Raw genomic sequence first — 14,032 nt, forward strand, 5'->3', positions numbered from 1 at the left:
GAATAGAGGGGCCGCTTTAAGCATAGGAGTTTGACCGACGATGGATATTCGCGTTTCGGGCCACCAGATCGAAACCGGCGCTGCGCTGCAGGAACACGTCAACGAGCGCCTCTCCGCAATCGTCGAAAAGTATTTCAACCGAGCGATTTCCAGCCAGGTCACCTTCGGCAAGGCGCCGGCGAACGCCTTTAGCTGCGACATCGTCACCCATGTGATGCACGGACTGATCCTCAAGGCGCATGGCGTGGCGCAGGACGCGCACCAGGCGCTCGATCAGGCGGCCGAGAAGATCGACAAGCAGCTGCGGCGCTACAAGCGGCGGTTGCAGGACCGGCACGAACAGGCCGATTTCGCCGCCGCACAGGAAGAAGCGGGCTACAGGATCCTGGCAGCACCCGATGCGAACGCCGACGAGGTCGAGGTGCTCGATTCGCCGATGATCATCGCCGAGACCACCGCCGACATTCCGGAGGCGAGCGTGGCCGATGCGGTCATGATGCTCGACTTGCGCGACACCAACGCGATGCTGTTCAAAAACGCTGGCACGGGCCGGCACAACATGGTCTATCGCCGCACCGATGGATCGGTTGGCTGGGTCGAGCCGCGCTGATCCGCTAAACCCGCTTGACCATTTGCCCGAACCTTCGGGCACCGTCGATTCCGCGCTGCCATTTCGGCGGCCACCTTGTGTATGAAGACCGAACGCGCATGAACGCCATCTTCAAGCTCCTGCCCGAAGCCGTCTGGACCGCAGCGCCCGGCACCAAACCGGCTGTGCTCGATGCGCTCGCCGACCGATTTGCCAAGGTTTACGCGCTCGATCGCGATGACGTGCTCGATGGGCTGCAGGAACGCGAGGCGCTCGGCAGCACCGGGTTTGGGCGAGGCGTGGCGTTGCCGCACGCGCGGATCGACGGGTTGTCGCGGCCGGTGGCGGCGCTGCTGAAGCTGGAATCGCCGATCGACTTTGCCGCGGCCGATCGGCTGCCGGTCGATCTCGTCATCGGGCTCTTGTCTCCGACCAACGCGGGGGCGACTCATCTGCACGCCCTCGCTGCCCTATCGCGGATGGTGCGCGATGAGGACATGCACCGCGCGCTGACCGAGGCGTCCGACACCGAGACGCTCTACGCCCTGCTGACCAACGCTTCCGATCGTGACGCCGCCTGACGGGTTGGCCGGCGCGGCGCTGCACTACCGCGCGCTCGAACGGCTCTACGTGGCGGCGCCGGTCAATCGGCTGTTCCCATCGCGGTTGGAAATCGTCGGCGAGGGGCGTTCGCGGCTGACCTTCACGGTCGAGCCGGAGGTGTTCCATGCGGCGGGCGCGGCGCACGGGACGATTTACTTCAAGATGCTCGACGATGCGGCGTTTTACGCGGCGAACACGTTGGTGACCGATCGTTTCCTGCTGACCACCTCCTTCAACCTCCACTTTACCAAGCCGGTGCGCGGGGGCGACGTCGTGGCCGAGGGTCGCTGGATCAGCGGGCGCAAGCGCGTGCTGGTGGGCGAATCGCGGCTGATCGATGCCGAAGGCGACGAGATCGGGCGCGGCACCGGCACCTTCATGCGTTCGCGCATCGCGCTGTCGAGCCTGCCTGGCTACGCCGGGACCTGATAATGGACGCCCGCTTGCCCGCGCATCTGGAGGTCGCTGCGATCCGGCGGCTCGCCGAAGCGGGTGGTGGATTCGCCACTGTGCTCGCCACAGGGGAGCGTGACGCAGGTACGATCGCGCTGGTTATTCTTAGCCGAGGTGGTGAAACCGTGCGTCTGTTGGAACGCCTCCCGCAAGTCGATGGGAACCGAATTTTCACAGAGACGCGTCGGCAAGATGTTGAAAATCAGAGAGATTTTTTTGCGATTCTCGATCGGATGCGCGAGCGAGACCCCGATTTATGGTTAATTGAGGCGGACGTCCCGGATTCAGAACGGTTCATCGCAGGATTGCCGGGCTGATTTGACTTCGCAGGTGCAGCATCTATCTGCGCCTCACCTTTACGGACGCAGGCGGCTTGGACGACATGGGGTCGGACAGCCAGCGCGCAGACGGGGGGCGGCCGGCAGGCTGAATAATCGGACCCGTTCTGCGCATTGAACGCGGTGGGTCCTGGCCTGCGACTGAGCGCGTTCACCGCCTAAATCGACGGACCAATGCAGTTTCACCGTGCCACGCTCGCGGCGCTTGCCGCGACCGCTTTCCTTACGTTCTTTGCCGCCGAGGGTTCCGGCGCCAACGCTGAAGTCAGCGAGACCCGTGCGGCTCCCGTCGTCGCTCTGACCGACGAGACGGTGCCCGCAGCGGCCACTCCGGTCCAGTTCGTTTCCCAGGAAGTCGTCCAGCCGACCCCCGAGCGGAAGGCCGCCGACGCGCGCCTGGCCGAGGCCGGTTCGCTGAGCGAGCTCGTCGCCGCGATGCCCGAGGGCGGCACCATGTCGCGCGAGATGGAATGCCTCGCCGGCGCGATCTATTTCGAATCGCGCGGCGAACCGCTCGCCGGCCAGCTCGCGGTGGGCCAGGTGATCATCAATCGCAGCGAATCGGGCGTGTTCCCGTCCGACTATTGCGGGGTCGTCTACCAGCCGTCGCAGTTCTCGTTCGTACGCGGCGGCACCATGCCGCGGATCGATCGCGGCTCGGCCGCGTGGCACCGCGCCACCGCCATCGCCCGCATTGCGCATGAGGGCCTGTGGGACAGCAAGGCCGGCGACTCCCTCTACTTCCACGCGCGTTATGTGAAGCCGAGCTGGAGCCGCACGAAGATCGCCCGCGCGACCATCGACAGCCACATCTTCTATCGGTGAGGTTAGGCGGGGTCGGCTAGCTCGACCCAAACGGGAACGTGGTCGCTCGCCTTCTCGCGGCCGCGGTATTCCTTGTCGACGCCGGCGGCGACCATGCGGTCGGCGGCCTCGGGGCTCAGCAGCAGGTGATCGATGCGGAAGCCGTGATCGCGCTGCCACGCGCCCGCCTGGTAATCCCAGAAGGTCCACACCCCGCCGCGCGGATTGAGCGTGTCGAGCGCGTCGGTCCACCCGTCGCCGAGCAGCTTGGCATAGGCGTCCCGCGATTCGGGCTGCATCAGCGCATCGCTCGCCATCGCGCGCGGCGAGAACACGTCCTTGTCCTCGGGGATCACGTTGTAGTCGCCGACTACCACCACCGGCTGCTCAAGCGCCCATAGCTCGCGCATTCGCGTGCGCAGGCGCTCCATCCACGCGAGCTTGTAGTCGAACTTGGGCCCCGGCACCGGGTTGCCGTTGGGCAGGTAGAGGCACACTACCCGCACGCCGTTCACGTCGGCCTCGATGTACCGCGCGTGCTCGTCGGTCGGATCGCCAGGCAGGGTGCGCTGCGCTTCGACCGGCTTCTGCCCATCGGCGAGGATGGCGACCCCGTTGAAGCCCTTCTGGCCGTGCCAGATCGCCTGGTAGCCGATCCTCTCGAACTCTTCGTACGGGAAGCCTTCGTCCTGGCTCTTCACTTCCTGCAGGCAGGCGACCGAGGGGCGGCGCTCCTCGAGCCACTCGATGAGACGCGGCAGGCGCGCCTTTACCCCATTGATATTGAAGGATGCGATGCGCATCCGGGGAGCTTTAGATGCCGAAGCTCGAACCGCAACCGCAACCGGCGGCGGCCTGCGGATTCTCGACCTTGAACGCCGCGCCGCCGAGTGATTCGACAAAATCGACCGTGCTGCCGGCGATGAGGTCGAGACTGATCGGATCGACCACCAGCCGCACTCCGTCGGTCTCGCTGACCGAATCGTCGTTCTCCGCGCTGTCGGCGAGATCGAACTTGTATTGAAAGCCCGAGCATCCGCCGCCCTCGACCGACAGGCGCAGGATCGCGGGCTTGCCTTGCTTGCCGGCGATCGCGGCCACCCGCTTGGCGGCGTTGGAAGTGAGTGTGAGCGGTTCGGTCATGCGGCCGATATGGGGAGCTAGGCGGCGCGGCTCAAGCGGTCTGGATGTAGACGCGCATCGCCTCGGCCTCACCTGCGATGGCATCGACTTGTGCCTTCACCAGATCGCCGATCGAAACGAAGCCGCACATCGCGCCGTTCTGAACCACCGGCAGGTGACGGATGCGGCGGCGGGTCATCATCTCGAGCGCGTCTTCGATCCGGGTCGATGGCTCGATGGTGATCGCGGGCGCGGTCATCACCTCGCCGACCGGCTTGTTGAGGCTCGCCTCGCCTTCGCGCTCGAGACAGTAGATCACGTCGCGCTCGGAGAATATCCCCGCGACTTCTCCGTGCCGCATGACCGGCAAGGCGCCGATGCGGCGGGTGGCCAGGATCGATAATGCCGCGCGCATCGGCATGTCCGCGTCGCAGGTAATCACCTCGGAGCTCGCGCGCCGCGTCAGCAGGTGGGCGATGTCCATCGGACTCTCCCTTTCTCTCTTCCCTAGGCCGCTAGAATGCCATGAAATCGTGCGATTGGCCAGCGTGCCGCCATTGCCAGCCGCTTGTCATCGGCCCATCTGCCTCGAGATGACCAAGCCCTCGCCGCTCGACGACCCGACCAGCGCCGCTTTTGCGTGGGCGCGCTGGAAGCGGATGATGCGCCTGATGTGCGCGATCACCGGTGTCACCGTGGTGGCGATCCTGCTGTACTTGTGGCTCGCCGGACCGCCGGTGCCGATCCACTTTTACATCGCGACCGGCTTGGGCGTGGGCGCTTCGATGCTGCTGATGGCCGCGCTGATGGGGCTGGTGTTCATGTCGAACGGCACGGGCCATGATGAATCGGTCGCCACCATGGACGACGATCCTCACGATAGGCGACGCTAGGTCAGACGAGGCAGCTCGCGCAGCCGGAATTCCTCGACCGGCTCGCCGCCGATCAGGTGTTCCTGGATGATCCGCTCGAGCGTCTGCTCGGTGCACGAGTGATACCAGACCTGGTCCGGCCAGACGACCGCGACCGGGCCGGCCTCGCACACTTGCAGGCAGTCGGCCTTGGTCCGTTGCACCGTCTTGCCGACGAGTCCGAGCTCCTTGAGCCGACGCTTGAGGAAGTTCCACGCGCGCGTTCCTTCCTCGCGCGAGCAGCACGCCTGCTTGTCCGACATCGCGCAGAGGAAGATCTGCCGCTGCACATGCTCGCCGCCGATCTTGGCGAGCGCGATGCGCGCTTTCGCTAGATCGACCGCCTCGCTCACTTCTTCGGCTTCAACCAGCGCGACAGCCAGTCGAACACCGTGTTGTGCCACTGCAGCGAGTTCTTGCCCTTGAGCACCCAGTGATTCTCGTCCGGGAACACCAGCAACTGCGCTGGCACGTCCTTCATCTGCAGCGCGGTGAACGCGGCGAGGCCCTGGGTGTAGGGAATGCGGAAGTCGTTCTCGCTGGTGATCACCAGCATCGGCGTCTTCCACTGGTCGACGTAGTTGACCGGGTTCCACTTCTCATAGGCGGCGGGGTCTTCGAAGTAGGTCTTGCCGCCGTGCTCCCAGGTATCGAACCATAGCTCTTCGGTCTCGTAGGCCATGGCGCGGGCGTCGAACACGCCGTCGTGCTGGACCAGGCACTTGAACTTGTCGGGCCAGCGGCCGGCGATCCAGTTCATCATGTACCCGCCGTAGCTCGCGCCCATCGCGCATGCGTTGTCGGTATCGACTTGCGGATCGAGAGCGGCCGCCGCGGCGAAGCCCTTCTGCAGGTCCTCGAGCGGCTTGCCGCCCCAATCGTTGGTGATCGCATCGGTGAAGGCCTGGCCGTATCCGGTGCTGCCGTGGAAATCGACCGAGACGACCGCGTAACCCTGGCTGGCCACCACGCGCGGGTTCCAGCGGTTCGACCAAGAATCGTCGAAGCTCCCCTGCGGTCCGCCGTGGACGTAGAGGATCGCCGGCATCGGGCCCTTGCGGCCGTCGAGCTTGGTGATCTGGCCCCAGACAGTGTCGCCGTTCGCGCCCTTGAAGCTGAAACGGCGGGTGACGATCGGGGCGCGCTTCCCAAGGATGGTGGTCGCCGCATCGGTCAGCGGCATCGCCTGACCCCAATTACGCGCGACGTAGAGCTCGTTGGGCGCGCCGATCGAGTTGCGGGTGAACACCAGGTCGCCGCCGGTCAGCGGGATGACATCGCCGATGTGCGCCTCGTTGCCGGCCATCAGGTCGAGCTTCTCGACCTTGCCGCTCGTCGGATCGATCCGGAAGACCGGGTTGTCGAGCACGTCGCCGGCGGTGGCGACGATCCACTTCGAGTCGGGCGTCCACGCGAGCGAGCCGACCGAGCGGTCCCAGTCGGTGGTCAGCGCGCGCACCTTGCCGGTGGCGAGTTCGCGTAGCATGACGGTCAGCTTGTCGGCCTCGTAGCCCGGGCGCGCCATCGCGGCGTAGGCGAGCCACTTGCCGTCGGGTGATGGCGCGGGGAGCGTATCGGTCGCCTGGTTGCTCTCGGTCAGGTTGATCGGCGCGCGACCCGACAGGTCGTTGAACCACAGGTCGATGTTGGTCGAGCGCGGTTCGTCGGCGTCGGCCTTGCGCGCGGCGAAGAACAAGCCGTGGCTGTCGGCGGCCCAAGCCATGTCCTCGCCCCCGCCGAACGGCTTGGTGGGAGTATCGCCGACCAGCGCATTTTTGCCGTTAGGTCCGTCGAGCGGAACGCCGTCGCCGCTGGCCCTACCGTTCACCAGCGGGAAGGCGAACGTGCGGCCATAGACGCCGGGCGTTTCCCACTGGTCCCAGTGACGGACGAAGCCGGTGTCGGCATCGTAGAGTCGACCGGTGCCGGGTCCGGGCAAGTGGGTCGACCCTTCCGGATCGCAGCCGAAGCTCGCGCATTCGCGGCCGACGTCGCCGAACACCGCGATCTTGGTCGCATCGGGTGAGACGGTGAAACCGCCGACCGCGGCTTTGAGCGAGGTGACCTGTGCTACGTCGCTCACCGCGCCCGCCGGGCTCACCCGGGCGCGCCAGACCTGATCGGTGCCCCCTGCGCCGCGATCGGACAGGAAATAGAGCCAGCCGTCATCGGCGAACGCGGGGCTGCCAGCGGTGCCGCCGAGGTCGAGCTTGACCGGCGCGCCGCGCTTGTCGGTCAAGCTGCGCAGGTAGAGCGCCGTGGTCCGCTTGTAGCTGGCCGGGTCGGTCTCGGTGATCGGGTAGATCGCCAGCGAGCCATCACCGCTGACCGCGGCGCCGCCCAGTCGGGGGAGCGTCACCAGGTCCTGCGCGCTCATGGCTGCCCGAGTGTCGGGCTTCGGCGCCCTGGGCTTGGCGGCGGCAGGGCTGGGAAGCGCGCACAGCGCGGCGAGGGCGACGAACCCGGTGCTGATTTTCATGGTGACCCGCGTAGCTTGCAGGCCAGGCGGAGGAAAGCGCCTTTAGCCGCGCTTGCCGGCGATGCGGGCGATCTCGTCCTTGACCATGCGCTCGACCATCTCGGGCAGGTTCTTGTCGAGCCATTCACTGAGCATCGGTCGCAACAGGTCACGGGTCAGCCCTTCGAGCGAAGTCTCACCCGACCGCACGATCTGCGGCGGCATGCTCGGTTCGGACAGCAGGGCAAGCGCGGCGAGGTTGTCGCGCATCGATGCCCGCGCAGCCTCAGTTACGAGCGGCGCGGCGTCCTCGGCGACCTCAGTGTCGTCTTCGAAATCATCCTCTTCCGAGAACTCGTCAGGCGCCTGCTCGACGAAATCGGCTGCGGCGAGGTCGAGCACCTCCTCGGCTTCGTCTTCATCGGCGGGCTCGGGCGCGACTTCGGCAGGCGCTTCACTGACGCCCTCGTTTTCACGACGCCGGCGCACGTCGAACGCCGCCGAGCGGTTATCGCGCGCGATCACTTTCTTGATCGATTCGAGGATTTCCTCGACCGAAGCTTCGCCGTCCTGGCGCATTTTCCTGGGCCCCCGCCTCACTGGACGCCAGTGGTGACGCCCGAATCATCGTTAACGGGAATCTCCGCTGTGGGAGCCGGGATGTCAACGGTGCGAGTGGACTGCGCGACCGGATCGGGATCGCGCTCCCAGTCCCACCACTTGTTCTTCACGCGGTCGTAATTGATTTGGGGATCGTACAGCGGGCCGTCGTCGCCGAGGCCCAGATCGCGCGCCTCGGCCTTGCCCATCGCGGCGAGCAGGCTGAACCCGGCGACGTAGGCATTGCGGCGCGCGGTCACCAGCTGCGAGCGGGCGACCACCAATTCCTGCTCGGCGTTGAGGATGTCGAGAATCGTGCGGTTGCCGACCGTGCTTTCGGCGCGGACGCCTTCGAGGCTCAGCGTCGCGGCGTCGACCGCGCTCTGGGTGCTGGTGATGATCTGGGTCGAGGCTTGCCAGCTCGACCAGGCCGAGCGCACTTGCGCAATCACGTCGCGCTCGGCACCGATCACTTGCTCCTGCGCGGCAGCCGAACGCGCCTGCGCCTGGCGCTGGAGCGCAGCGGGGCGGCCGCCCTGGAAGATGGGCACCGACACCTGCACCCCGGCCTGCACGCCTAGGCCGGATTGGGAGATGTTCACGGGCGATCCGGGGATGCTCAGCGAACCGAGCGTGTTGCTATAGTCGCTGCCGGTGAACACCGACACGCGCGGCAGGCGGCTGGCGCCGGCGGTCTTGATGTCGAAGCCCGATGCTTCGGCACGCTCGCGCGCGGCGATGATATCGGGATTGTTGGCGATCGCTGTCGCCACCGCGTCGTCGAGGCTGGCCGGAAGGCCGGGCAACGGCGGCGGCGGCTGGAGATCGTCGGGCGCCATGCCGGTCAGGCGAATGTAGTCCTCGCGCGCGGCGATGAGGTTGGCCTGCGCGCTCCTGAGATCGCCCTCGGCAAGCGCCTGGCGCGCTTGCGATTGCGCAACGTCGGTGCGGGTGAGGTCGCCGATCTCGAAGCGGTCGCTGGTTGCCTGGGTGTTGACCCGCAGCACGTCGACCTGGTTGGCGTTGAGACCCACCAGCGCTTCGCCGCGGATCACGTCCATGTAGGCCGCGACCGTCTGGCTGAAGATCGCCGATTCGGTTCCGCGCAGATCGGCCTGGCCCGCCTCGACCCGGTTTTCCGCTGCGCGGACCGCGTTTTTGACCGCCCCTCCGCTGTAGATCGGCACACCGAGGTCGAGATTGGCGCTGAGCGACCGGTCCGGGGAAGTCGAGTTGGCGGAACTCTGCTTGACGAACTCGACGTAAGATACGCTGGCGTCCGCGCTCGGGCGGCCGTTGGCCTTCTCTAGCGGTACGTTCTCGTCGATCGCGCGCTGCTGGGCCCGCGCGGCCTGCAGCGTCGGATTCGTGCGGTAGGCGCCGTTGAGCGCGTCGCGCAGCGTGTCCGCCGCGGCGGGAGCAGACAGCCCCAGCGCGGTCGCCGCCGCTCCGGCGAGCAGTGCCGGCCTCAGCCCAAAACGTGTCACGGTCAGAAGCTCCACGCCCTGGGTTTGTCGAACGCCGGCAGGCGCGGGATGCCGAGCTCGGCGAGCGGCAGCAGCGCGATCTCGCCCGCGGCCTTGCGGCCGACCGCGAGCCTGGTCACTCCGTCCATGATCACGCCGGCGACCACGCGGCCGTCATCGGCCAACCGCTTGGCAAGCGCAGCCGGGACATGCTCGACCGCGCCGTCAATCAGGATCAGGGTGAAGTCGCCGGTCTTGCTCTTCAGCGCCTCGGCCGGGGCAATGGCAGTCACTGAACCGCTCAGGCCTTCCAGAAGCGCCGGCAGGTAGCCGCTCCCGCCATCGATCACGAGTACCCGGTCGGCGGCGGTGGGACGCGCTTCATTCAGCATCAGCGCGTGGACCAGCGGCGCGGCAAGCATGCCGTTGCCGTCGAGCGGCACTGCACGATCGGTATACGCCACCGCGCGCGCAGCCGGCGGAACGAAGTCTTCCCGCGGAACGCTCGCAAAGCGGCTGAGCACCCACGGCTCGTTGACGCCGCTGGTGCGCAGCTGGCTGTCGATCATAGCGCGCCGCGCGGCGTCGAAATCGGTGGTCGATGGGGCGGCGGAGGCCATTTTCACGAAACCTGTATTGCTCGTATAACACAGCAGGTCAACGCCCTGCTCTTACGCACATGCCATTGGTGCGCCAAGCGCTTTGACGGCTTGGCACGGTGAAGACTATCGCACTGTTGCGAATCTACAGGCAAGGAATAGGTTTCGATGAGCGACTTGAAAATGGGCGATCCGGTGATGATCCGCGAGGACGACCTGATCGACAGCGTCGCCGACGCCTTGCAGTTCATCAGCTACTACCACCCGATGGACTACATCCGCGCCCTGGGCGCGGCCTACGACGCCGAGCAAGGCCCGGCCGCGAAGGACGCGATCGCGCAGATCCTCACCAACAGCCGCATGTGCGCCGAGGGGCATCGGCCGATCTGTCAGGACACCGGCATCGTCAACGTGTTCGTGCAGTGGGGCCAAGACTGTCGCCTAAAGTCCGCCAGGTCGCTGCAAGAGGTGGTCGATGAGGGCGTACGCCGGGCCTACAATCATCCCGAAAACAAGCTGCGCGCCTCGGTTCTTGCCGATCCTGCCTTCACCCGCCGCAACACCCGCGACAACACGCCGTGCGTGCTGTCGGTCGAGATGGTGCCGGGCAACATTGTGTCGGTCGATGTCGCGGCAAAGGGCGGGGGCAGCGAGAACAAGTCGAAGTTCAAGATGATGAACCCGTCGGATTCGATCGTCGATTGGGTGATCGAGATGCTGCCTCAGATGGGTGCGGGCTGGTGCCCGCCAGGCATGCTCGGGATCGGCATCGGCGGAACGGCGGAGCACTGCGTCAAGCTCGCCAAGCAGAGCCTGATGGAGCCGATCGACATGGCCCAGCTCAAGGCACGCGGGCCGCAGAACGATATCGAAGCGCTGCGGATCGAAATCTTCGACAAGGTCAACGCTCTCGGCATCGGCGCGCAGGGGCTGGGCGGCCTTGCGACCGTGCTCGACGTCAAGATTATGGACTGGCCGTGCCACGCGGCGGGCAAGCCGGTCGCGATGATCCCCAATTGCGCCGCCACCCGCCACGCGCATTTCACGCTCGACGGTTCGGGTCCGAGCTTCCTCGAGACCCCCAAGCTCGACGAGTGGCCGCAAGTGCACTGGACGCCCGATGCGGCAGCCAAGCGCGTCGATCTCGATCACCTGACACCGGGGGAAGTGCGGAGCTGGAAGGCCGGCGACCGCCTGCTGCTCAACGGCGCGATGCTGACCGGGCGCGACGCGGCGCACAAGCGCATCGCGGACATGCTGTCGAAGGGCGAGGAGCTGCCGGTCAGCTTCAAGGGCCGCGCGATCTACTACGTCGGTCCGGTCGACCCGGTGATGGGCGAAGTGGTCGGCCCCGCCGGCCCGACCACCGCGACGCGGATGGACAAGTTCACCGACACGATGCTCGAGCTCGGCCTGCTGGCGATGATCGGCAAGGCCGAGCGCGGGCAGGGCGCGGTGCAGGAGATCGCCAGACACAAAGTTGCCTACCTGATGGCGGTGGGCGGCGCGGCCTATCTCGTGGCGCGCGCGATCCGCGAAGCGAAAGTGGTCGCGTTCGAAGATCTGGGCATGGAGGCGATCTACGAATTCCGGGTGCAGGACATGCCCGTCACCGTCGCGGTCGATGCGACCGGTGCCAACGTCCACACGCTCGCACCGGCCGAATGGCGCGAACGGATCGCGCGCGATCACCTGCTGCCGACCGGCTGATCACTCGATGAAGCGCCGACTCGGATCGACACTGGTGCTGGCGCTGAGGGCGTGAGCGCGGCTAACACGCCCTCAATGATGGCCATGGACATCGACGCGCCCGTGCGCGTGCCCCTGCGCGCGGTGATCGCATCGATCGCCGGCCTGTGGCTGTGCTATTTCGTCCTCAATTCCATCCGCTCGGCGATCGGGCTGGAGATGCAGGGCGAACTGCTGTGGCGGCGGGGCCTGGTATGCCTCGCGGGCGTCGCCATCACGCTGATGGTCTGGCTGGTCCTGCAATTGTTCGATCGCCGACGGCTATGGCTACAGATCGTCGCCGCGCTGATCCTTGCGATGCCCGCTGCCATTCTCATCGTGCTGGCGAACGAGCGGGTGTTCGCCGACGTGCAGGAGCGCGTTAACACCAAGGTCGCCGAGCGCCAGGGCTACGCGCTGCGCCGCGACCAGGCGGGCAACCTCGTCATCGAAGGCCCCGCGGCCGATGCAACCGACGGCGCCGATCCGTTGGGATCGGACGGGCCGCGCGCGCAACTCGTGCTGCCCAACGAAGACCGCGCGGGCACGCGCATGGTGGCGCTGCTCGACCTCGCGCTCGGCCGCTACTTCCTGTTTCTCGCTTGGGCCGCGCTCTATTTCTCGCTGCTCGCCGGCGAGCGCACCCGGGCGGCGGAACGGCGTGAGGCGCGCTTCCGCAACGCCGCGCGTGCGTCCGAGCTGCGCTCGCTGCGCTATCAGGTGAACCCGCACTTCCTGTTCAACGCGCTCAACTCGCTGTCGTCGCTGGTGATGACCGGCAAGTCCGAACGCGCCGAGGAGATGATCCAGGGATTGTCGAGCTTCTATCGCCACAGCCTGGCCGACGATCCCACCGGCGACGCGGAGCTGGCCGACGAGATCGCCCTGCAGCGCGACTATCTCGCGGTCGAAGCGCTCCGGTTTCCCGACCGCCTGCGCGTCCAGATCGACTTGCCGGATGAACTGGCCGATGCGCGCATCCCCGGCATGATCCTGCAGCCGCTGGTCGAGAACTCGGTCAAGTACGCGGTCGCGCCGGTCAATCGGCCGGTGACGATCAGTATCTCTGCGCGCGAGGAGTTCGGGCGTCTCGTGGTCACCGTCAGCGACGACGGGCCGGGTGTCCCCGGTACCGCGCGCGGGGGCTTCGGGATCGGCCTCGCCAACGTGCGGGACCGGCTGGCAGCCCGCTTTGGAGGAGAGGCAATGATCGTTTCGGGCCCGGTCGAGGGCGGATATCGCAGCGAATTGCGGCTGCCGCTGGTGCATCATGACTGATACCCCTTCACCGGAGCTGCGCACCCTGATCGTTGACGATGAGCCGCTCGCGGTCGAACGAATGCAGGTCATATGCGCCCGCTTGCCGGAATTGCGAGTGATCGGCACCGCGAGCGACGGTGCTGCCGCGCTGCGGCTGATCGAGGCGCTCTCGCCCGAGCTGGTCCTGCTTGACCTGACGATGCCCGAAGTCGACGGCTTGGCGGTGGCGCGCAAGCTCGCCAAGCAGTCGCGCCGCCCGGCGGTGATCTTCGTCACTGCGCACGAACATTTCGCGGTCGAGGCGTTCGACCTCGACGCGGTGGACTATGTGTTGAAGCCGGTGGCGCCCGAGCGGCTGCGACGGGCGATCGACCGCGCGCTCGCGCGACGGGGCAGTGATGGCGGCCATACCGAAGGCGCGTGGCTGGAAGAGCTATGGGTGCCGCACCGCGCCGAGCTGTTGCGGATCGAAGTAGCGCAAGTGAGCCGGATCGACGCTGAGCGCGACTATGTGCGGCTGCACGTCGGTGACCGCAGCTATCTGTTGCTGCAGACGATTGCGGGCCTGGAGTCGCGGCTCGATCCGACGCAGTTCATCCGCATCCATCGTTCCACGATCCTGCGGCGCGACTGCATTCGCGGGCTTCGCCACGACGGACTGGGTGTATGGTCGATCGAGCTCGACGATGGCGACACTTTGCGGATCGGCCGCACCTATCTCGCCAAGGTCAAGGCGATGGCGGGCCGCTAGAGGTTTCGCCCTCCGCGACCCGCCCCGCAATTTTCAGACGGATCAGCCGCCCTTGCCAGTTTGCCGCTCGATCACCGCGGCCAGCTGTTCCTTGGCGAGCTTACGCGCCGAAGCGACGCACTTGGCCGTGCCGTTGCCCTTGACGCGCGACCCGGTCATCGCGCGGTCGGCTCCGCAATAAATGCGCGAAGCGGTGTCGATGCGCCGGTCGAGGGTCTTGAGATCCTTGGCGCTGGAAAGGTCGAGATCCTTGTACTCGACGACGAAGTCGTTGGCGACGGCCGGGGCGGCAACGCCCAGGGCCAACGCGGCGAACGCTAACACGTTAATGCGCATGTCGTTGTGCTCCC

18 protein-coding genes are annotated in these 14,032 nt (G+C 66.5%); 9 read left to right on the forward strand and 9 right to left on the reverse strand.

Features of this window, described 5'->3' with window-relative positions:
* The first annotated feature begins 40 nt into the window (after positions 1-40).
* The 5 genes from hpf (at position 41) to ELY12_RS00405 (ending at position 2,808) form a co-directional block, all read left to right on the forward strand.
* Positions 41-610 carry a ribosome hibernation-promoting factor, HPF/YfiA family gene (gene hpf / locus ELY12_RS00385; protein ID WP_126174723.1) on the forward strand — a complete coding sequence of 190 codons (570 nt, stop codon included), beginning with the start codon at positions 41-43 and terminating at the stop codon, positions 608-610.
* A gap of 98 nt (positions 611-708) precedes the next feature.
* Positions 709-1,170, forward strand: coding sequence for a PTS sugar transporter subunit IIA (locus ELY12_RS00390; RefSeq protein ID WP_126174724.1), 462 nt, complete (start codon positions 709-711; stop codon positions 1,168-1,170).
* Positions 1,157-1,621, forward strand: coding sequence for a PaaI family thioesterase (locus tag ELY12_RS00395; protein ID WP_126174725.1), 465 nt, complete (start codon positions 1,157-1,159; stop codon positions 1,619-1,621). The genes ELY12_RS00390 and ELY12_RS00395 overlap by 14 nt, the downstream gene beginning before the upstream one ends.
* A gap of 2 nt (positions 1,622-1,623) precedes the next feature.
* The gene (locus ELY12_RS00400; protein ID WP_126174726.1) at positions 1,624-1,962 is read left to right on the forward strand and encodes a DUF1491 family protein; all 339 of its coding nucleotides are present in this window, start codon (positions 1,624-1,626) and stop codon (positions 1,960-1,962) included.
* A gap of 195 nt (positions 1,963-2,157) precedes the next feature.
* On the forward strand, positions 2,158-2,808 hold the full coding sequence (locus ELY12_RS00405) for a cell wall hydrolase (protein WP_126174727.1): 651 nt from the start codon (positions 2,158-2,160) through the stop codon (positions 2,806-2,808).
* Positions 2,809-2,810: 2 nt separating this feature from the next.
* Here the strand turns inward: ELY12_RS00405 and xth are convergent, their stop codons facing one another.
* Genes xth through ELY12_RS00420 form a run of 3 tightly spaced genes read right to left on the reverse strand, consistent with a single transcriptional unit; the run spans position 2,811 to position 4,393 of the window.
* Positions 2,811-3,590, reverse strand: coding sequence for an exodeoxyribonuclease III (gene xth / locus ELY12_RS00410; protein ID WP_126174728.1), 780 nt, complete (start codon positions 3,588-3,590; stop codon positions 2,811-2,813).
* 10 nt (positions 3,591-3,600) lie between these two features.
* Positions 3,601-3,930: an iron-sulfur cluster insertion protein ErpA gene (gene erpA / locus ELY12_RS00415; protein ID WP_126174729.1), complete on the reverse strand. Its 330-nt coding sequence runs from the start codon at positions 3,928-3,930 to the stop codon at positions 3,601-3,603.
* 31 nt (positions 3,931-3,961) lie between these two features.
* Positions 3,962-4,393: a CBS domain-containing protein gene (locus ELY12_RS00420; RefSeq protein WP_126174730.1), complete on the reverse strand. Its 432-nt coding sequence runs from the start codon at positions 4,391-4,393 to the stop codon at positions 3,962-3,964.
* Positions 4,394-4,502: 109 nt separating this feature from the next.
* On the opposite strand from ELY12_RS00420, the gene ELY12_RS00425 reads away from it, so the two are divergent.
* A complete protein-coding gene (locus ELY12_RS00425) occupies positions 4,503-4,802 on the forward strand; it encodes a hypothetical protein (protein WP_126174731.1) in 300 nt (99 codons plus the stop codon).
* Here the strand turns inward: ELY12_RS00425 and ELY12_RS00430 are convergent.
* From ELY12_RS00430 to ELY12_RS00450, 5 genes are read right to left on the reverse strand one after another with little or no spacing between them, the layout of a single operon-like run.
* A complete protein-coding gene (locus tag ELY12_RS00430; protein WP_126174732.1) occupies positions 4,799-5,173 on the reverse strand; it encodes a (2Fe-2S) ferredoxin domain-containing protein in 375 nt (124 codons plus the stop codon). The two genes, ELY12_RS00425 and ELY12_RS00430, sit on opposite strands and share 4 nt — an antisense overlap.
* Positions 5,170-7,299, reverse strand: a complete 2,130-nt coding sequence (locus tag ELY12_RS00435) for a S9 family peptidase (RefSeq protein ID WP_126174733.1) — start codon at positions 7,297-7,299, stop codon at positions 5,170-5,172. The genes ELY12_RS00430 and ELY12_RS00435 overlap by 4 nt, the downstream gene beginning before the upstream one ends.
* Before the next feature lie 42 nt (positions 7,300-7,341).
* A complete protein-coding gene (locus ELY12_RS00440; RefSeq protein ID WP_126174734.1) occupies positions 7,342-7,857 on the reverse strand; it encodes a DUF2497 domain-containing protein in 516 nt (171 codons plus the stop codon).
* A gap of 17 nt (positions 7,858-7,874) precedes the next feature.
* A complete protein-coding gene (locus ELY12_RS00445; RefSeq protein ID WP_126174735.1) occupies positions 7,875-9,365 on the reverse strand; it encodes a TolC family outer membrane protein in 1,491 nt (496 codons plus the stop codon).
* 2 nt (positions 9,366-9,367) lie between these two features.
* Positions 9,368-9,964 carry a protein-L-isoaspartate O-methyltransferase family protein gene (locus tag ELY12_RS00450; protein ID WP_241229660.1) on the reverse strand — a complete coding sequence of 199 codons (597 nt, stop codon included), beginning with the start codon at positions 9,962-9,964 and terminating at the stop codon, positions 9,368-9,370.
* A 162-nt stretch (positions 9,965-10,126) separates the two neighbouring features.
* Between ELY12_RS00450 and ELY12_RS00455 the strand changes: the two genes are divergently transcribed.
* From ELY12_RS00455 to ELY12_RS00465, 3 genes are all read left to right on the forward strand, one after another.
* On the forward strand, positions 10,127-11,653 hold the full coding sequence (locus ELY12_RS00455; protein ID WP_126174761.1) for a fumarate hydratase: 1,527 nt from the start codon (positions 10,127-10,129) through the stop codon (positions 11,651-11,653).
* A gap of 78 nt (positions 11,654-11,731) precedes the next feature.
* Positions 11,732-12,949 carry a sensor histidine kinase gene (locus ELY12_RS00460; protein WP_338142037.1) on the forward strand — a complete coding sequence of 406 codons (1,218 nt, stop codon included), beginning with the start codon at positions 11,732-11,734 and terminating at the stop codon, positions 12,947-12,949.
* Entirely contained in the window at positions 12,942-13,682 is a 741-nt protein-coding gene (locus tag ELY12_RS00465; protein WP_126174736.1) for a LytR/AlgR family response regulator transcription factor, read from the forward strand. The genes ELY12_RS00460 and ELY12_RS00465 overlap by 8 nt, the downstream gene beginning before the upstream one ends.
* 42 nt (positions 13,683-13,724) lie before the next feature.
* Here the strand turns inward: ELY12_RS00465 and ELY12_RS00470 are convergent, their stop codons facing one another.
* Entirely contained in the window at positions 13,725-14,018 is a 294-nt protein-coding gene (locus ELY12_RS00470) for a UrcA family protein (RefSeq protein WP_126174737.1), read from the reverse strand.
* Between the last annotated feature and the right edge of the window lie 14 nt (positions 14,019-14,032).

The organism is Tsuneonella rigui (genome assembly GCF_003958625.1).
Lineage (GTDB): Bacteria > Pseudomonadota > Alphaproteobacteria > Sphingomonadales > Sphingomonadaceae > Tsuneonella > Tsuneonella rigui.